Source organism: Streptomyces sp. WAC 06738, assembly GCF_003945505.1.
In the GTDB taxonomy this organism is placed as follows: domain Bacteria; phylum Actinomycetota; class Actinomycetes; order Streptomycetales; family Streptomycetaceae; genus Streptomyces.
Genome location: NZ_CP029618.1, coordinates 5,944,366 through 5,962,843 on the forward strand (window position 1 = coordinate 5,944,366; position 18,478 = coordinate 5,962,843).

Here is an 18,478-nt window from a genome sequence, read left to right on the forward strand (position 1 = left end):
CTTTCGTGTGACGGGCAGCACACTTCCTGAGTAAAGCTCGGGTCAAGATGCTTGTGATACCGTTCACGAGAACCCGGTGCAGAGCCGAAGGACCGTAGTGCGACGGTTCTCTGGCGCGATGCCCCTCGACGCGGTGCACCCGCACCGGGGGACATGCTCGTCACCGTCGACCAGTTGCTCCCGACTCCCGCCGGAGACTCCTCATATGCAGGTCAACGACGCCCGGATCCTCCGTGGCGCCGCGATCCCGACCGCCCTCGCCGGCGTCGTCGCAGTGGTCATCAGCTCACTCGCGGCCGGTGTGAAGGGCGGTGTGGGAGCCGCCGCAGCCACCGTGGTGGTCCTTGCCTTCTTCTGTCTCGGCCTCTTCGCACTCCAGCACTTCTCGCGCAAGAACCCCGAGCTCTTCCTCGGAATCGCGCTGATCACCTACACCTCCCAGGTGCTGCTGCTCGCCGTCGTCATGGGGCTGTTCAAGGACACGACGCTCTTCGACACCAAGGCGTTCGGCTTCACGGTGCTCGCCGCGGCCCTGGTGTTCACCGCGGCCATGGGCCGTACCCACTTCCGGCTGAAGTTGCCGTACGTGGAGCCGGAGCGAGAAACCGGAGCGGGTGAACAGCGCTCCGGTACGGCCACCGAGGCCGGGCGATGACACCCGCTGGCCGAGCAGTGATCCGCGACTGCTATGGTCCCCCTGCCGCGCCGGTGCGCGCGTGCGCCGTGGGCCGCTGGGCCGCACCGCACCCCGCCGGCCGTATCCCGTCCTGTCACGTACCGCTCTCCAGCGGTGCACAACACCGACACATTGAGGTTGCCGTAGCCATGCGTCACGCCGAAGGAGCTCGCCGGTGAGTGCTGCTGATACGACGCTCGCTTTCGACGCGAGTTGCAAGATCTTCGTTGAAGGTGGTTGCGGCTTCCAGTCCCCCGGCCTGCACTCGTTCGTCTTCAAGCCGATGTTCACGATCGGCGGCTTCGAGTTCAACAAGCCGATCCTGCTGGCGCTGGTGACGACGCTGGTGCTCTGCGTCTTCTTCTGGAAGGCGTTCGCCAGCCCCAAGGTCGTCCCGGGCAAGCTGCAGATGGTCGCCGAGTCCGGCTACGACTTCGTCCGCCGCGGCATCGTCTACGAGACCATCGGCAAGAAGGAAGGCGAGAAGTGGGTGCCGCTGCTGGTCTCCCTCTTCTTCTTCATCTGGCTGATGAACCTCTGGTCGATCATCCCGCTCGCGCAGTTCCCGGTGACCTCGATCATCGCCTTCCCCGCCGCCCTGGCGATCCTGGTCTGGCTGACCTGGATGACGCTGACCTTCAAGCGGCACGGCTTCGCCGGCGGGTTCAAGAACCTCACCGGCTACGACAAGTCGCTGGGCGGCGTGCTCCCGCTGGTCATGCTCATCGAGTTCTTCTCCAACGTGCTCGTGCGGCCCTTCACGCACGCGGTGCGGCTCTTCGCGAACATGTTCGCCGGCCACCTGCTGCTCGTGATGTTCACCATCGCCACCTGGTTCTTCCTCAACAGCTGGGGCTTCGCCTACGCGCCCGTGGCGTTCGTGATGGTCATGGTGATGATCGCCTTCGAGCTCTTCATCCAGGCCGTCCAGGCGTACGTGTTCGTCGTGCTGACCGCCAGCTACATCTCGGGCGCGCTCGAAGAGGCGCACTGAGCCACCGCACCACCCGCACCACCCCGAATCGTCCGGTGGCCAACCCCCACCGGCCCGTAGAAGAGAAGGAAGAAACACCCATGGCTGTCATGGAGACTCTCGCCGCCGTCGAGATCAAGGGCAACCTCGGCGCCATCGGCTACGGCCTCGCCGCGATCGGCCCCGGTGTCGGCATCGGCTACATCTTCGGTAACGGTGTGCAGGCCATGGCCCGCCAGCCCGAGGCCGTCGGCCTGATCCGGCAGAACATGATTCTGGGCTTCGCCTTCTGTGAGGCGCTCGCCCTCATCGGCATCGTCATGCCGTTCGTTTACCCGTCCTGAGCGGACTCCTTACGACGAAAGGCACCGATGTGAACCTCCTGCAGATCGCGGCATCAGAGGAGCAGAACCCTCTCGTCCCGCCGTTGCCGGAACTCGTCATCGGCCTGATCGCCTTCCTCATCGTCTTCGGCCTGCTGGCCAAGAAGCTCCTGCCGCGTATCAACGAGGTGCTGGAGGAGCGCAAGGCGGCCATCGAGGGCGGCATGGAGAAGGCCGAGGCCGCCCAGATCGAGGCGGAGCAGACGCTGGACCAGTACAAGGCCCAGCTCGCCGAGGCCCGGCACGAGGCCAACCGGCTGCGCGAGGAGGCTCGCGAGCAGGGTTCGGCCCTCATCGCCGAGATGCGGGCCGAGGGCCAGCGGCAGCGTGAGGAGATCATCGCCGCCGGTCACGCCCAGGTCGAGGCCGACAAGAAGGCCGCTTCGCTGGCGCTGCGCCAGGACGTCGGCGCGCTCGCCACCGAGCTGGCCGGCCGGCTGGTCGGCGAGTCCCTGGAGGACCACGCCCGGCAGAGCCGTGTCGTCGACCGGTTCCTGGACGAGCTGGAGGCCAAGGCCGCCGCCCAGTCCGGGACGAAGGCCGAGGCCGGGGCATGAACGCCGGAACGGCGACGAGTCGAGCGAGCGTCAGCGAGCGAGACGAGGAGCGTGACCGATGAACGGAGCGAGCCGCGAGGCGCTGGCCGCCGCCCGGAAGCAGCTCGACGCGCTGACCGACAGCACCTCGGTCGACGCGGCGGAGCTGGCCGGGGAGCTGGCCGCCGTGACCGCCCTGCTGGACCGCGAGGTGACGCTGCGGCGGGCGCTGACCGACCCGGCGCAGCCCGGCGAGGCCAAGGCCGAGCTGGCCGGCCGGGTCCTCGGCGGGCAGATCGGCGGCGCGGCCGCCGACCTGGTCGCCGGGATGGTACGGGCCCGCTGGTCGCGGGCGCGTGACCTGGTCGACGTGCTGGAGGAGCTCGCCGACACCGCGGACCTCACCGCCGCGCAGCGGGCGGGGCAGCTCGACGAGGTGGAGGACGAGCTGTTCCGGTTCGGCCGGATCGTCACGGGCGACAAGCAGCTCCGCGGGGCGCTCACCGACCGGGTGGGCACCGGCGCCGCCAAAGCCGGGCTGCTGCACACGCTGCTGGGCGGCCGGGCCAACCCGGTCACCGAGCGGCTGGTCGTGCGGCTCGTCGAACGGCCGCGGGGCCGTAGCCTGGAAGGGGGCCTGGAGGCCCTCTCCAAGCTCGCCGCGGAGCGCCGGGACCGGATGGTCGCGGTCGTGTCCACCGCCGTGCCGCTCAGCGACGGGCAGAAGGAGCGCCTGGGCGCCGCGCTGTCCCGGCTGTACGGCCGGGACATGCACCTGAACCTGGACGTGGACCCCGCGGTCCTCGGCGGGATCTCGGTGCGGGTGGGCGACGAGGTCATCAACGGCTCCGTCGCCGACCGCCTCGACGAGGTGAAGCGCGGTATGGCGGGCTGACGGTCACCGATCGTCACACACCAACTCCAGAGCATCACCAGCGGCCCGAGTTGGGCCGTGGACGCAAGAACTTACGGGCCCAACAAGGAGAGCAGGGAACCCAGATGGCGGAGCTCACGATCCGGCCGGAGGAGATCCGGGACGCGCTGGAGAGCTATGTCCAGTCGTACCAGCCGGACGCGGCCTCGCGCGAAGAGGTCGGCACGGTATCGCAGGCCATGGACGGCATCGCCAAGATCGAGGGGCTGCCCTCGGCGATGGCGAACGAGCTGCTGAAGTTCGAGGACGGCACCCTCGGCCTCGCCCTCAACCTGGAGGAGCGGGAGATCGGTGCGGTCGTCCTCGGCGAGTTCAGGGGCATCGAGGAGGGGCAGCCGGTCACCCGTACCGGCGAGGTCCTCTCCGTGCCGGTCGGCGACGGCTACCTGGGCCGGGTCGTCGACCCCCTGGGCAAGCCGGTGGACGGCCTCGGCGAGATCGCGACCGAGGGCCGCCGTGCGCTGGAGCTGCAGGCTCCCACGGTCATGCAGCGCAAGTCGGTGCACGAGCCGATGGAGACGGGCTACAAGGCCGTCGACGCGATGACCCCCATCGGCCGCGGCCAGCGCCAGTTGATCATCGGTGACCGGCAGACGGGCAAGACCGCCCTCGGCATCGACACGATCATCAACCAGCGCGACAACTGGCGCTCCGGCGACCCGAACAAGCAGGTCCGCTGCATCTACGTGGCGATCGGCCAGAAGGGCTCCACCATCGCCGGCGTGCGCGGCGCGCTGGAGGAGGCCGGTGCGCTGGAGTACACCACGATCGTGGCGGCCCCGGCGTCCGACCCGGCGGGCTTCAAGTACCTGGCCCCCTACACCGGCTCGGCCATCGGCCAGCACTGGATGTACCAGGGCAAGCACGTCCTGATCATCTTCGACGACCTGTCCAAGCAGGCCGAGGCGTACCGCGCCGTGTCGCTGCTGCTGCGCCGCCCGCCGGGCCGCGAGGCGTACCCCGGTGACGTCTTCTACCTGCACTCCCGGCTGCTGGAGCGCTGCGCCAAGCTCTCCGACGACCTGGGCGCCGGTTCGATGACGGGCCTGCCGGTCATCGAGACCAAGGCGAACGACGTGTCGGCGTACATCCCGACCAACGTGATCTCCATCACCGACGGCCAGTGCTTCCTGGAGTCCGACCTGTTCAACTCGGGCCAGCGCCCGGCGCTGAATGTCGGTATCTCGGTCTCCCGCGTCGGCGGTGCCGCCCAGCACCGGGCGATCCGGCAGGTCTCGGGACGGCTGAAGCTGGACCTGGCGCAGTTCCGCGAGCTGGAGGCGTTCGCCGCCTTCGGCTCCGACCTGGACGCCGCCTCCAAGGCGGCCCTGGAGCGGGGCCAGCGGATGATGGAGCTGATGAAGCAGCCGCAGTACGCGCCCTTCCCCACCGAGGACCAGGTCGTGTCCGTGTGGTCCGGCACCAACGGCATCCTGGACGACGTGCCCGTCGCGGACGTCAAGCGGTTCGAGCGCGAGCTCCTCGACCACCTGCACCGGGAGAACAAGGACCTGCTCACGGGCATCCGTGAGGGCGGCAAGATGCCCGACGAGACCATCGAGGCGCTCCGCGAGGCGGTCGAGTCCTTCAAGCGGCAGTTCGAGACCTCGGACGGCAAGCTGCTGGGCGAGGGCTGAGCATGGGCGCCCAGATGCGGGTCTACAAGAGGCGGATCCGTAGCGTCTCTGCGACCAAGAAGATCACCAAGGCGATGGAGATGATCGCCGCCTCGCGCGTCGTCAAGGCGCAGCGCCAGGTGGCGGCCTCCACGCCGTACGCGACCGAGCTGACCAGCGCCGTCACGGCGGTGGCCGCGGGCTCCGAGACCAAGCACCCGCTCACCACCGAGGTGGAGCGGCCGGTGCGGGCCGCGGTGCTGATGATCACCAGCGACCGCGGTCTGGCCGGCGGCTACAACTCCAACGCCATCAAGCAGACCGAGATGCTGACGAACCGGCTGACCGGTGCGGGCCGGCAGGTCGACCACTTCATCGTCGGCCGCAAGGGCGTCTCGTACTTCGGCTTCCGCGAGCGGCCGGTGGCCGAGTCCTGGACCGGCTTCACCGACAACCCGACCTACGCGGACGCGAAGCGGGTGGCCGCGCCGCTCATCGAGGCGCTGAGCAAGGAGACCTCGGAGGGCGGCGTGGACGAGATCCACATCGTCTACACCGAGTTCCACTCGATGATGACGCAGACCGCGGTGGACAGGCGGCTGCTCCCGATCGTCTTCGAGAAGACCGCCGCGGACTCCGCGGAGGTCTTCGAGGAGGCGCGGAAGAAGGAGCAGGAGTACCACGCGCTGTACGACTTCGAGCCGTCCGCGGACGGCGTGCTCGACGCGCTGCTGCCGCGGTACGTCGAGAGCCGGATCTACAACGCGCTGCTGCAGTCGGCCGCCTCCAAGCACGCCGCCACCCGCCGTGCGATGAAGTCGGCGACGGACAACGCCGAGGAGCTCATCAAGTCGCTCACGCGGCTAGCCAACCAGGCCCGCCAGGCCGAAATCACCCAGGAAATCAGCGAGATCGTCGGTGGCGCGAACGCCCTGGCCGACGCCTCTGCGGGGAGTGACCGATAATCATGACCACTGCTACGACCACCGAAGCGAAGGCCACGGCGACCGGCCGCGTCGCGCGGGTCATCGGCCCGGTCGTCGACGTGGAGTTCCCCGTCGACGCGATGCCCGACATCTACAACGCGCTCACCGTCGAGGTCGCCGACCCCGCCCAGGCGGGCGAGATCAAGGCGCTGACCCTGGAGGTCGCGCAGCACCTCGGCGAGGGCCTGGTCCGCGCCATCTCCATGCAGCCCACCGACGGCCTGGTCCGCCAGGCCCCGGTGACCGACACCGGCGAGGGCCTGACGGTCCCCGTCGGCGACGTCACCAAGGGCCGCGTCTTCAACACCCTCGGTGAGATCCTCAACGACGAGGTCGACGAGTCGGAGATCCAGGAGCGCTGGGCGATCCACCGCACGGCGCCCCCGTTCGACCAGCTCGAGGCCAAGACCGAGATGTTCGAGACCGGTCTGAAGGTCGTCGACCTGCTCACCCCGTACGTCAAGGGCGGCAAGATCGGCCTCTTCGGCGGCGCGGGCGTCGGCAAGACCGTGCTCATCCAAGAGATGATCATGCGTGTGGCCAAGCTGCACGAGGGCGTCTCGGTCTTCGCGGGCGTCGGCGAGCGCACCCGTGAGGGCAACGACCTGATCGCGGAGATGGCCGAGTCCGGCGTGCTGCCGCAGACCGCGCTGGTCTTCGGGCAGATGGACGAGCCGCCGGGCACCCGGCTGCGCGTCGCCCTGGCCGGTCTCACGATGGCGGAGTACTTCCGCGATGTGCAGAAGCAGGACGTGCTGTTCTTCATCGACAACATCTTCCGCTTCACCCAGGCCGGCTCCGAGGTCTCCACCCTGCTGGGCCGCATGCCCTCCGCGGTGGGCTACCAGCCGAACCTGGCGGACGAGATGGGTCTGCTCCAGGAGCGGATCACCTCGACCCGCGGCCACTCGATCACCTCGATGCAGGCGATCTACGTGCCCGCGGACGACTACACCGACCCGGCCCCGGCGACCACCTTCGCCCACCTCGACGCGACGACGGAGCTCTCCCGTCCGATCTCGGAGAAGGGCATCTACCCCGCGGTGGACCCGCTGGCCTCCACCTCCCGGGTGCTCGACCCGCGCTACATCGCGCAGGACCACTACGAGTGCGCCACGCGCGTGAAGGCGATCCTGCAGAAGTACAAGGACCTGCAGGACATCATCGCCATTCTGGGTATGGACGAGCTCTCCGAGGAGGACAAGCTCACCGTCTCCCGCGCCCGCCGGATCGAGCGCTTCCTGTCGCAGAACACCCACGCGGCGAAGCAGTTCACCGGGCTCGACGGATCCGACGTGCCGCTGGACGAGTCGATCGCCGCGTTCAACGCGATCGCCGACGGCGAGTACGACCACTTCCCCGAGCAGGCGTTCTTCATGTGCGGTGGCCTGGAGGACCTGAAGGCCAAGGCGAAGGAGCTGGGCGTCTCCTGACGGATGCGCCCGCGGTTCTCACCGGCTCCGAGCCACCCGGGGGCGGGGTTCGCCCCGCCCCCGGCCCGCAAACCCGTTATTCTCTGCTAAACCCCAGTTGAGGAGCCATCGTGGCCGAGCTGCACGTCGAGTTGGTCGCCGCGGACCGTAGCGTCTGGTCCGGCGAGGCCACCCGGGTCATCGCGCGCACCCCGTCCGGTGACATCGGCATCATGCCCGGACACCAGCCGCTGCTCACGGTGCTGGAGTCCGGCCCCGTGACGATCCGTACGACGGGCGCCAGCGGCGAGGGCACGGTCCTGGCGGCCGTGCACGGCGGCTTCATCTCCTTCGCGGACAACAAGCTCTCGCTGCTCGCCGAGATCGCCGAGCTCTCCGACGAGATCGACGTGGAGCGCGCGGAGCGCGCCCTGGAGCGGGCCAAAGCCGACGCGGACGCGGGAGCGGAGCGGCGCGCGGAAGTGCGGCTCCTGGCCGTGGCGGGTCGCTGAGGCCACGCGAGAGGAGCGGCGAGGAGGTCTGTGGAGATGTTCCTCGCTTTGCTGCTGGCCGGGGCGGCGGTCGCCCTGCTGCTGCTCGGCCTCTTCCTCTTCGGTTTGCGCCGCCGCCTCATCCAGCGGGCCGGCGGCACCTTCGACTGCAGTCTGCGCTGGTCCGCCCGCGCCGACCGGCCCGGGAAGGGCTGGGCGTACGGCGTCGCCCGCTACAGCGGTGACGTCATCGAGTGGTTCCGCGTCTTCTCGTACGCACCGAGGCCGCGCCGCGTGCTGCGGCGGGACGGCATCGAGGTGCTGGAGCGCCGGGCCCCCGCGGGCGAGGAGGAACTCGCCCTGCTCTCCGATGCCGTCGTGCTGGCCTGCCGGCACGACGAGGACCGGATCGAGCTGGCGATGAGCGAGGACGCGCTCACCGGCTTTCTCGCCTGGCTGGAGGCGGCCCCTCCGGGGCAGCGCGTCAACGTGGCGTAGCGCGTACGGCCACTCGTCCGTGGGAACGGGAAAGGGCCTGAACCCGGGGCGGGGAGGCGAGCGCACGCCGGATACCCCGGGTTCAGGCCGTCTGGGGTCCTAGCCGAGACCGTTGTGGACCGCGGTCATCAGCTCGCCGTTGGCGGTGTCACCGCTGAGTTCCCAGATGAACGCGCCGCCGAGGTTCTGGTTCTTGGCGTAGGTCATCTTGGCGGTGAGTGTCGCCGGGGTGTCGTAGCTCCACCACTGGTTGCCGCAGTGGGCGTACGCCGTGCCCGCGACCGTTCCGGTGGTCGGGCACCTGCCTTTCAGCTCCTTGTAGTCGTCGATGCCCTGCTCGTACTTGCCGGGTGCGGGTCCCGTCGCGCTGCCGCCGGGCGCGCTCTGCGTCACGCCGGTCCAGCCGCGGCCGTAGAAGCCGACGCCGAGCAGCAGCTTGGCCGGCGGGATGCCCATGCCCTTCAGCTTCTGGATCGCGGCGTCGGAGTGGAACGCGGCGATCGGGATGCCGTTGTACGAGGTGAGGGGCGAGTGGGGGGCGGTGGGGCCCTGGGCGTCCCAGGCGCCGAAGAAGTCGTACGTCATGACGTTGTACCAGTCGACGTACTGGGCCGCGCCGGCGTAGTCGGCCTTGTCGATCTTCCCGCCGCTGGAGGCGTCGGCCGTGATGGCGGCGGTGACGAGCTTGTTGCCGAACTTCGCGCGGAACGCCTGCATCATGTTCTTCATGACGGCCGGGCCGCTGCTGTCACAGGTGAGCCCGCAGGCGTTGGGGTACTCCCAGTCCAGGTCGATGCCGTCGAAGAGGCCCTGCCAGCGCGGGTCGTACACGAGGTCGTAGCAGGACTGGGCGAAGGCGGCGGGGTTCTGCATGGCCTGGGTGAAGCCGCCGGACCAGGTCCAGCCGCCGAAGGACCAGAGGATCTTGAGGTGCGGGTGCTTCTTCTTCAGCTTGAGGAGCTGGTTGAAGTTGCCCCGCAGCGGCTGGTCCCAGGTGTCCGCCACGCCGTCGACGCTCTCGCCGGCGCCGTACGCCTTCTCGATCGCGGCGTAGGAGTCGCCCATGGTGCAGCGGCCGTTCTGGACGTTGCCGAAGGCGTAGTTGATGGTGTTGATCTTCTGCGCCGTGCCGGAGGTGTCGAGGTTCTTCGCGTGGTAGTTGCGCTGGTAGACGCCCCACTCGGTGAAGTACCCCATCTTGATCTTGCCGCCGCCGGGGCCGCCGCCGCCCGTCGTGGTGACGGTCCGCGAGCCGCTGGCGGGGCCGACCTGGTCCGCGGTGTCGCGGGCGCGGACGCTGTAGGTGTACGGGGTGCCGGCGCTCAGGCCGGTGTCCGTGTACGTGGTGCCGGTGACCGTGGCGACCTTGGTGCTGCCGCGGTACACGTCGTAGTTCTTGATCCCCTTGTCGTCGGTGGCCGCGGTCCAGCTCAGCGCGATGGAGGTGTCGGTGATGTTCCCGGCGCTGGGCGTGCCGGGAGCCGAGGGCGCGCTGTCGCCGGGGATGCCGCCGCCGTCGCAGGGGTCGCCGTTCAGGGTGCAGTTGGTGACGTTGCCGCCGCCGCTGCCGGAGCCGTTGAAGCCGAAGGTGACGCTGGCGCCGGGGGCGAGGCTGCCGTTGTACGACTTGTTCTTGGCGGTCCAGCGGGTGCCGGTGTTGGTGACGTCCGCGTCCCAGGAGGACGTGACGCTGGTGCCGGCGGGGAAGTCCCAGGAAATGGACCAGGAGCTGAGGGGCGCGGTGCCGGTGTTCTTCACCGTCCACCTGCCCTCGAAGCCGGTGCCCCAGTCCGATGCCTTCTGGTACGTCGCGGTCGCTCCTGCCGCCTGGGCGGGGCTGGCGAGTCCGACCATGGCGGCGAGCGGGATGGCCACGGCGGCCACGATGGCCGTGGCGCGTCTCAGCAGGCGACTGCCGGTGGGGGATCTCAAGGTGTGTCTCCCTCGTCGAGTGCCGTTCCGTCAGGTGCGGGCGGCGCGTCCGCGCGTACGGCCGCCCGTCGTACATGAGCCGGGTTTTTGTTCATGCCATGACACTCACTCGCCAGGGAGGCTATTGGTACATACCAATGTGGTCAAGAGGTCTGGACCAAATGGAAGAAGCCCGGGCCGGTGGGGGCGACACCACCGTCCCGGGCTCCGGCCGGCGCGGCGGCCGGCCGAACGGCCTCAGCCGAGGCCGCTGTTGACGGCGGACATCAGCTCGCCGTTCGCGGTGTCACCGCTCAGCTCCCAGATGAACGCGCCGCCGAGGCCCTGCTCCTTGGCGTAGGACATCTTCCCGCCGATGGTCTGCGGGGTGTCGTAGCTCCACCACTGGTTGCCGCAGTGGGCGTACGCCGTGCCGGCGACCGTGCCGGTGGCGGGGCACTTACCCTTCAGCTCCTTGTAGTCGTCGATGCCCTGCTCGTACGTGCCGGGTGCGGGTCCCGTAGCGGTGCCGCCGGGCTCGGCCTGGGTCACGCCGGTCCAGCCGCGGCCGTAGAAGCCGATGCCGAGCAGCAGCTTGTTCGCCGGGACGCCGGCGGCCTTGAACTTCTCGATCGCCGCGGTGGAGTCGAAGCCCTGCTTCGGGATGCCGTCGTACGAGGAGAGCGGCGAGTGGGGGGCGGTGGGGCCCTGGGCGTCCCAGGCGCCGAAGAAGTCGTACGTCATGACGTTGTACCAGTCGACGTACTGGGCCGCGCCGGCGTAGTCGGCCGCCTCGATCTTCCCGCCCTCGGAGGCGTCGGCGGTCACGGCCGCCGTCACCAGCTGGTCGCCGAACTTCGCGCGGAACGCCTGCATCATGTCCTTCACGACGGCCGGGCCGCTGCTGTCACAGCTCAGCCCGCAGGCGTTGGGGTACTCCCAGTCCAGGTCGATGCCGTCGAAGAGGCCCTGCCAGCGCGGGTCGTTGACCAGGTCGTAGCAGGACTGGGCGAAGGCGGCGGGGTTCTGCATGGCCTGGGTGAAGCCGCCGGACCAGGTCCAGCCGCCGAAGGACCAGAGGATCTTGAGGTGCGGGTGCTTCTTCTTCAGCTTGAGGAGTTGGTTGAAGTTGCCGCGCAGGGGCTGGTCCCAGGTGTCGGCCACGCCGTCGACGCTCTGGTCGGCGGTGTAGCTCTTCTCGGTGGCCGCGAAGGAGTCGCCCATGGTGCAGCGGCCGCCCTGGACGTTGCCGAAGGCGTAGTTGATGGTGTTGATCTTCTCCGCCGTGCCGGAGGTGTCCATGTTCTTCACGTGGTAGTTGCGGTCGTAGACGCCCCACTCGGTGAAGTAGCCCATCTTCACGCCGGCGGCCTTGGGGCCCGCGGGGGTCGTCGCGGCGCCGGCGCTGCTCGACGGCGCCAGGGTGGCCAGCACGGTGAGCGGGATCGCGAGCGCCAGGGTCAGCAGGATGCCGATGACGCGCGTGCGGGTGCGTACGTGGGGGGATCTCAAGGGCGTGCTCCTCGAGCTAGGTCCGGATACGTGTGGGGGTGGGACCTGCGTCGCCCGGTGGGCATGTGAATGTCATGCGCACCGCAGTGAGGGGGGAGCGTAGGGAAGGTCTGCACCAATCGTCAATAGGTCTGGACCACGGGGGGATTGCGCGGTCCGCCGCGACCGGTGCCGTACGGGCAGGTGGGCGGGGTGTCAGCGGCGCGGTGCGCCGGGTGGTGCCGGTGCCGGTGGCGCGGGCCGTCAGTGGCGCGGGGCGTTCCGCGAGCGCTGCGGCCGGGTGCCGCGGCGGTCGCGCGCGTTCCAGCAGGCCGTGTGCCAGTGCCGGCGCAGGTCCGCGCCGCGGTGCTCGGGCCAGGCCACCACGTGCGGCGTGCCGGGGCGGATCTCCTGGTCGCAGCCCGGGCAGCGGTAGCTCTTGTCGGTCGCGGAGCCGGCGACGCGGCGGACGAGGAACTCCTCGCCCCCGTAGTCCGCCGCGTCGGGCGTGCCGATGCGGCCGGCGAGGTCGTCGTCCGCGGACGGACGGGCGGCGCCGCGGGAGCGCGGCTTGTTCCGGCGGGGGGACACGTCGGCACCTCGGAAGATCGTCGTGACGGAGGTCTCTACCAGGGTACGGGGCGCGAAGTCCAGCCCCGGGCACAAAGAATGACGATTCACCCCTCGATCGCCAACAATGAAGACGACTTCGGGGTTGTGCCCCGTCGCCGCAGGTGACGGGCCGTCCGTACCCCGCGCACGACAGCACCATCGGTACACAGGGGGCAGGATGCACATCGGCTCGTTCGTCCTCGGCGCCCAGTTCCCCGGCCAGGGACAGGGCGACGCCCTGCACCGCGCCGTGCGGACGGGCGTCGCGGCGGAGGAGGCGGGTCTCGACTCCGTCTGGCTCGCCGAGCACCACTTCATCCCGTACGGCACCTGCCCCTCGGCCGTCACCCTCGCCGCGCTGCTCCTCGGCCGCACCAGCCGCATCAGCGTCGGCACCGCCGTCAGCGTGCTGCCCACCCAGCACCCCGTCGCCCTCGGCGAGCAGGCCGCGCTGCTGCACCACGCCGCGCAGGGGCGCTTCGTCCTCGGCGTCGGGCGCGGCGGGCCGTGGGTGGACCTGGAGGTCTTCGGCACCGGGCTGGCGGCGTACGAGAGCGACTTCCCCGAGTCGCTGGACCTGCTGCTGCGCTGGCTGCGCGAACCGCGGGTCGGGGCCGGCGGCGACCGCTACGCGTTCCGCGAGGTCGCCGTCGTGCCCCGGCCGGCCGAGGCGCTGCACGGCGCGGCGGACGTACCGGTGCTCGTCGCCTGCACCTCGCCGGGCACCGTCCGGCTCGCCGCGGGCCGCGGGCTGCCGATGCTGCTCGGGATGCACTGCGGCGACGAGGAGAAGGCGGAGATGGTACGGCTGTGGCGGCGCACCGCGCGGGAGGCCGGGATGAGCCCGGAGGCGATCGACGCGGCGGGCCACGTCTCGGCCGGCGTCGCCCAGGTCGACGACACCCCCGAGGGCGCGGCGGAGCTGCTGCGCACGGCCCTGCCGGGGGCCCTCCGCAGCGGTGTGGGGGCGATGGAGACGGTGGACGGCAGAAGGCGTCCGATGCGCGATCCGGAGGCGTACACGGAACTGCTGTGCGCGCTGCACCCGGTGGGCCCGCCGCGGCTCTGCGCCGACCGGCTGGCGGCGACCGCGGAACGTACCGGCATCACGCGCTTCGCGCTGCTCGTGGAGGGCTCGGGGGAGCTGGGCGCCACCGAGCGGAACGTACGGCGTATCGGTGCGGAGGTGCTGCCGCTCCTCGCTCGCTGACCACCCGAGGGGGGCGCGAGCGGACGGCGTGGGGAGCGGCAGCGCGGGGGGTGTCCTGGGGCCCGTCAGCAGTCACGCAGCTCCGGTGACTGGTTGAGCAACTGCGCCCGCACGGAGGTGAAGCGGGCCAGCGGCTCCTCGGAAGAGGCTTCCAGGGGGAAGACCGCCACGCGATGACAGTTCTGGAAAGCGAGCCGGACGCCGAAGTGGCGCTCCAGCGCCCCCCGTATCGCATTGCTGGCGAGCGCGCGCAGGAGCTGGCCGCGGGCGTGCTCGTCCGGGGGCGGTACCTGGTTGTCGGCGAAGTTTCCGCCGTCGACCTTGAGTTGTGCCACCAGGGAACTGATCATGTCCCAGGCATAGGGAAGCGAGGTCCGGACGCAGTCGACAAACTCCCTTTCGTCGACTTCGCCCCGCTCGGCCTGATCGAGCAGAGCAGGTGGGACGTCCAGCGACATGGATTCTCCTCTCGCAGCCCCGCGGGGTTCGGGCGGGGCCTGACCGGACAGATAAGGCGATCACCACTCTCGGTGTCCATGTGGCGACCGCCTGCTTCCACCGTAGGGCGGAGGATGCGGCTCCACCACAAGAACGCGTACACAACTGGCCAATACCGAAAGGTGCATCAGGGGTCAGATCGCTGTGTGCGCCGGGAGTCGAGTAGCGTGGTGCGCCATGCGCCTCGTCATCGCCCGCTGCTCCGTCGACTACGCCGGGCGGCTCACCGCCCACCTCGCCTCCGCGCCCCGGCTGATCCTGGTCAAAGCCGACGGCAGCGTCTCGGTCCATGCCGACGACCGTGCGTACAAGCCCCTCAACTGGATGTCACCGCCGTGCACTCTGAAAGAAGGTGAACAGGACGGTGTCGCCGTGTGGACGGTCGAGAACAAGGCAGGCGAAAAACTGATCATTACGATCGAGGAGTTGCTCCACGACTCGTCCCACGAGCTGGGTGTCGACCCGGGTCTGGTGAAGGACGGGGTGGAGGCACACCTCCAGGAACTGCTCGCGGACCGCATGGAGGCGCTGGGCGAGGGCTGGACGCTCATCCGGCGCGAGTACCCCACGGCGATCGGCCCCGTGGACATCTTGGGCCGCGACGAGAAGGGGACGACCGTCGCGGTGGAGATCAAGCGCCGCGGCGAGATCGACGGGGTGGAGCAGCTCACCCGCTATCTGGACCTGCTCAACCGCGACCCGCTGCTGGCGCCGGTGCGGGGGGTGTTCGCGGCGCAGGAGATCAAGCCGCAGGCGCGGGTGCTGGCGGCGGACCGCGGGATCGAGTGCGCGGTGCTGGACTACGACGCGCTGCGCGGCACGGACGACGGCAAGCTGAAGCTCTTCTGACGCGGGGAACGCCCGCCGCGCCCGCCGGCGGCCCCGTACGGCTTCGCGGGCGGTACGGGGCCGTTGGCGTACCGGGCCGCCGGGCTACGGGCTCACGGGGCCGTCGCGGGGGGTGTCAGGCCGTCTTGCCGGGCGGGGTGCCGGCCGCTTCGCCGGAGGCCGCCGAGTCGGTGCCGGTGGTGGTGCCGCCCTGGGGCGTCGTGCCCCCGTCGTCCGTCGTCGTGCCGCCGTCGTCCGTGGTCCCGCCGTCGTCGGTCGTCCCGCCGTCGTCCGTCGTGCCCCCGTCGTCGGTCGTCGTCCCGCCGTCGTCGGTGGTGCCCCCGTCGCCGGTCGCGCCGCCGTCCGTCGTCGACCCGCCGTCGGTCGTCGTGCCGCCGTTCTGCGTGCCGCCGGCGCCGCCCGTGTCCGTACCGCCGCCGTTCGACGAACCGCCCTTCGACGACCCGCCGTCCGCCGACGAGCCGCTGTCCGACGGCGTGCCCGGCGAACTGCTCGACGGGCTCTGCGGCGGCGCGCTGCTCGTCTCGTCGCCCGGGTCCGTCCACGCCTCCGACGGCTCCGGAGCCGACGACTCCGGCGACGGCGGCGCCGACTCCGAGGACGGGCTGCGGGACGGCTCCTCGGTGGGCAGCCCGTCGTCGTCCGCGGCGGCCGAGCGCTCCACCTCGACCCGGTCGGCCGGCGGGTCGTCGCCGCCCGTCATCCCCAGGGTGACCACCGTGCCGAGCACCGCGACGAGCAGCGCACCCGCGCCCGCCGCGATCAGGTTGCGCTTGGACGCGGACGCCGCCTCGGCGCCGGGCCCGCGGACCGTGGGCGTCACGGTCGTCTCCGTGCCCCCGGAGGACGGGGAGATGAGCACGGTGGGCCGCTCGGCGCCCGCGCCGGGCTCGTCGAACGCCGCCGCCCCCTCCGGTACGGGGCCGGTGCCGGCCGGCACCACCGGCAGCGCCGCCGTCACGGCCTCGCTGCCGGCGCCGTGCGTGACCAGCGCGAGCGCCCGCCTGCTGGCGATCTCGCCGCCGCGGTCGGAGATCGCCCCGCGCAGCGCGAGGGCAGCCTCCAACTCGGCCCGCGCCCGGGCGGTGTTGCCCGTGCAGAGCGCCAGCACGCCCAGTTCGTGGTGGAAGTACGCCTCCGCCGCGACCTCGCCCGCGCGCCGGGCGGCCTCCTGCCCGTACCGCAGCGCCCGCTCCCAGGCGCTCCAGCGCAGCGCCGCGGCGAACGCGGGCGCGGCGGCGCGCGCGAGCAGCACCGCGGTGGAGGCGGTGGCGCCCTCCCGGTCGGCGACGAGGCCGCCGAGCGCGGCGAGGATGGCGTCCGCGTCGTCCGCGACCGTCTCGGGGGTCACCGAGCGGTGCGCGGACCACCAGGCGTAGTGCTGCGCGGCGGTGAGCGCCGGGTCCTGGCCGCCCTCGGCGGGCCGGTCGTAGCCCGCGGCGGTCAACTGGGCGGAGACGCCCGCGGCCAGCCGGTAGCGGCCGAGGCCGCCGGAGACCAGACCGCAGCCGGCGAGTTCGGCGAGCGCGGTGTCGGCCAGCGCCTCGCCGGCGAGCGCGGGCAACTGCGCGTGGTGCGGGAAGACGCCGCCCAGCGCCACGGCGAAGCGCAGCGCGGTACGGGCCGCGTCGCTGAGCCGCGACGCCAGCAGCGCGGCCGGCGCGGCGCTCTCGGCCAGCGTCGGCAGCGGCTCGCCCGCGCCCGGACCGGCGAGCCGCAGCACCGCGCCGGCCTGGACGAACCGCAGCGGCAGCCCCTCGGACTCGAACCACAGGTCCGCCGCCCAGGTGCGCTCCTCGTCGCCGAGCGGCAGCCGCCCGGCGCGCTCCAGCAACTGCATGCAGGCGGCCCGGCCGAGGCCCGGCAGCGCGACCTCTTCGAGGTACGAGGCGGCCGCCGGGGCGGTCACGTCGGGGGTGACGGCGATCAGGTACGCGCACTCGGGGGTGGCGTCCAGCAGCTCTTCGAGCGCGGTGCCGCCGAACTCGGCGTCGTCGAGTACCACGACCGCGCCGATCCGCGGCAGCAGCTCGGCCAGTTGGCCGGGGTCGGGGCGCCGGCCGGTCAGCTCGTAGACGGCGGCGCACAGTTCGTACCGCAGATCGGTGGGGGTGCGGCCCCGGCCGTTCAGCCGGATGACGCCGTCCGGCGCCAGCTCGGCGCAGTCGGCGGCGACGGCCTCGAGCAGCACGGTGCGGCCGGAGCCCGGGGGACCGGTGAGGCGGACGGACCGGCCGCGGGAGAGGAGGCGCACCAGCCGCTCGCGGATCTCGTCGCGCTCCAGCAGCGGCAGTTGCGGCCCCGCGGGGCCCGGCGGCGGCGACGGCGGCCGGCGGTGCTCGGCGCGCTCCTCCGGGGTCATCCGGCGCGGCGGCCCCGGGCGCTCCGCGGGCGGGCACAGCTCGGCGTGGGTGCCGTCGACGGGGTTGACGGTGAGCCGGTACTCGCCCGCGATGACGCGGGCCGTACGGGCCGGTCCCGGGCGGGCGCCGGCGGCGGGGGTGAGGCCGTCGCCCGGCCGCCCGCGCCCGGCGGCCTTGCCGCCGGAGCCGGGGAGCGGGCCGGGGAAGGAGCCGGGGGCGGAGCCGGCGGGCGGGCCGTCCGGCCCGGCCGCCGCGTCGGGTTCCCCGACGTAGGGGCGGAGAACCTCGTCGGCGTACGGCCGCACCGGCTCCTCGCCGGGGAACGCCCCCGTGCCGTCGTCCCCGAACCCGCCCGCGCCGTGGTCGTCTTCCGGGTACATGGCCCCCGGTTCTTCCGGATCGGGGTGCGTGTGCGCCGGCTCGCCGGGGTACGAACCCGGGGAAGCGCCCGCGGGCGGGGATATGCCCTCGGGTGTGTCGTCCTGTCCATGGCCCGTGTTCGGGTCCATCGCGAAGCCCCCTGCCCGCCGTCCTGCGCCGTGCCGCTCCCCGGCCCGGAAACCCTATGACCTCCGCCGGGCGATCTCCGAGGGGGGACGGCCCGACGACGCCGTTTGTTCACTGAATCGTGAGGATGCGGTGGAGTCGCGTGGCCACCAGCAGCCGCTGCATCTGCGGGGGCACCCCGCGCAGCACGAGCCGGCGATCGGCCCGTCCCGCCCTGCGGTGTGCCCCCATGATGACACCGAGCCCGGTGGCGTCCCAGGAGTCCAGGTCGGTGAGGTCGAGGACCAGGTCGCCGCGGCCCTCGTCGACGGCGCGGTGGAGGGCGACGCGCGCGTCGGCCGCGCTGCGCACGTCGAGGCAGCCCCCGACGGTCAGTTCCGCGCAGTCCCCTTTGATGTACGCGGGCGCCCCTGCGCCCGTGCCGTCCGCGGCGCCGTCCCGGACGGGGCGGCGGGCGGTCCTGCGTGCGGGGCCCGCGCGATGGCGGGCCGGGTGGTGGTAGGGCGGGGCGCTTTCGCGGCCCTCCGCCTCA

General features: G+C 71.5%; 18 protein-coding genes. 12 read left to right on the forward strand and 6 right to left on the reverse strand.

The features are described 5' to 3' along the window. Window positions 1-205: 205 nt before the first annotated feature. From DMB38_RS26265 to DMB38_RS26310, 10 genes are all read left to right on the forward strand, one after another. Complete coding sequence (locus tag DMB38_RS26265; RefSeq protein WP_125937226.1) at window positions 206-655, forward strand: hypothetical protein; 450 nt, start codon at window positions 206-208, stop codon at window positions 653-655. 304 nt (window positions 656-959) lie between these two features. After that, window positions 960-1,670, forward strand: coding sequence for a F0F1 ATP synthase subunit A (gene atpB / locus DMB38_RS26270; RefSeq protein ID WP_125939289.1), 711 nt, complete (start codon window positions 960-962; stop codon window positions 1,668-1,670). Between the two features lie 80 nt (window positions 1,671-1,750). Beyond that, window positions 1,751-1,993 (forward strand): ATP synthase F0 subunit C, encoded by a 243-nt coding sequence (gene atpE / locus DMB38_RS26275; protein ID WP_026276655.1) that lies wholly within the window; start codon window positions 1,751-1,753, stop codon window positions 1,991-1,993. A gap of 29 nt (window positions 1,994-2,022) precedes the next feature. After that, window positions 2,023-2,589, forward strand: coding sequence for a F0F1 ATP synthase subunit B (locus tag DMB38_RS26280; RefSeq protein ID WP_125937227.1), 567 nt, complete (start codon window positions 2,023-2,025; stop codon window positions 2,587-2,589). A 58-nt stretch (window positions 2,590-2,647) separates the two neighbouring features. Next, window positions 2,648-3,463, forward strand: coding sequence for a F0F1 ATP synthase subunit delta (locus DMB38_RS26285; RefSeq protein ID WP_125937228.1), 816 nt, complete (start codon window positions 2,648-2,650; stop codon window positions 3,461-3,463). Between the two features lie 104 nt (window positions 3,464-3,567). Further along, entirely contained in the window at window positions 3,568-5,139 is a 1,572-nt protein-coding gene (gene atpA / locus DMB38_RS26290; RefSeq protein ID WP_047018151.1) for a F0F1 ATP synthase subunit alpha, read from the forward strand. 2 nt (window positions 5,140-5,141) lie between these two features. Continuing rightward, window positions 5,142-6,083 (forward strand): F0F1 ATP synthase subunit gamma, encoded by a 942-nt coding sequence (locus DMB38_RS26295; protein WP_125937229.1) that lies wholly within the window; start codon window positions 5,142-5,144, stop codon window positions 6,081-6,083. 2 nt (window positions 6,084-6,085) lie between these two features. Further along, window positions 6,086-7,537 (forward strand): F0F1 ATP synthase subunit beta, encoded by a 1,452-nt coding sequence (atpD, locus tag DMB38_RS26300; protein WP_125937230.1) that lies wholly within the window; start codon window positions 6,086-6,088, stop codon window positions 7,535-7,537. Window positions 7,538-7,644: 107 nt separating this feature from the next. Next, window positions 7,645-8,028 (forward strand): F0F1 ATP synthase subunit epsilon, encoded by a 384-nt coding sequence (locus tag DMB38_RS26305; protein ID WP_047018154.1) that lies wholly within the window; start codon window positions 7,645-7,647, stop codon window positions 8,026-8,028. A gap of 36 nt (window positions 8,029-8,064) precedes the next feature. After that, a complete protein-coding gene (locus tag DMB38_RS26310) occupies window positions 8,065-8,505 on the forward strand; it encodes a DUF2550 domain-containing protein (protein WP_125937231.1) in 441 nt (146 codons plus the stop codon). Between the two features lie 99 nt (window positions 8,506-8,604). Here the strand turns inward: DMB38_RS26310 and DMB38_RS26315 are convergent, their stop codons facing one another. The 3 genes from DMB38_RS26315 to DMB38_RS26325 form a co-directional block, all read right to left on the reverse strand. Beyond that, on the reverse strand, window positions 8,605-10,359 hold the full coding sequence (locus DMB38_RS26315) for a glycoside hydrolase family 18 chitinase (protein WP_240662752.1): 1,755 nt from the start codon (window positions 10,357-10,359) through the stop codon (window positions 8,605-8,607). Window positions 10,360-10,674: 315 nt separating this feature from the next. Then, window positions 10,675-11,892 (reverse strand): glycoside hydrolase family 18 protein, encoded by a 1,218-nt coding sequence (locus tag DMB38_RS26320; RefSeq protein WP_240662753.1) that lies wholly within the window; start codon window positions 11,890-11,892, stop codon window positions 10,675-10,677. Between the two features lie 279 nt (window positions 11,893-12,171). Then, on the reverse strand, window positions 12,172-12,498 hold the full coding sequence (locus DMB38_RS26325) for an ATP/GTP-binding protein (protein WP_125937233.1): 327 nt from the start codon (window positions 12,496-12,498) through the stop codon (window positions 12,172-12,174). A gap of 199 nt (window positions 12,499-12,697) precedes the next feature. On the opposite strand from DMB38_RS26325, the gene DMB38_RS26330 reads away from it, so the two are divergent. Next, a complete protein-coding gene (locus tag DMB38_RS26330) occupies window positions 12,698-13,729 on the forward strand; it encodes an LLM class flavin-dependent oxidoreductase (protein ID WP_125937234.1) in 1,032 nt (343 codons plus the stop codon). A gap of 65 nt (window positions 13,730-13,794) precedes the next feature. Here the strand turns inward: DMB38_RS26330 and DMB38_RS26335 are convergent, their stop codons facing one another. Beyond that, window positions 13,795-14,187: an SCO5389 family protein gene (locus DMB38_RS26335; protein ID WP_125937235.1), complete on the reverse strand. Its 393-nt coding sequence runs from the start codon at window positions 14,185-14,187 to the stop codon at window positions 13,795-13,797. Window positions 14,188-14,404: 217 nt separating this feature from the next. Here DMB38_RS26335 and nucS point away from each other — a divergent pair, with 217 nt between their 5' ends. Further along, complete coding sequence (gene nucS / locus DMB38_RS26340; protein WP_047018161.1) at window positions 14,405-15,076, forward strand: endonuclease NucS; 672 nt, start codon at window positions 14,405-14,407, stop codon at window positions 15,074-15,076. Window positions 15,077-15,191: 115 nt separating this feature from the next. Here the strand turns inward: nucS and DMB38_RS26345 are convergent, their stop codons facing one another. Together DMB38_RS26345 and DMB38_RS26350 are read right to left on the reverse strand one after the other, a co-directional pair. Further along, entirely contained in the window at window positions 15,192-17,948 is a 2,757-nt protein-coding gene (locus DMB38_RS26345) for an ATP-binding protein (protein ID WP_206337749.1), read from the reverse strand. Window positions 17,949-18,057: 109 nt separating this feature from the next. Continuing rightward, window positions 18,058-18,342, reverse strand: coding sequence for an STAS domain-containing protein (locus DMB38_RS26350; RefSeq protein ID WP_047020398.1), 285 nt, complete (start codon window positions 18,340-18,342; stop codon window positions 18,058-18,060). Between the last annotated feature and the right edge of the window lie 136 nt (window positions 18,343-18,478).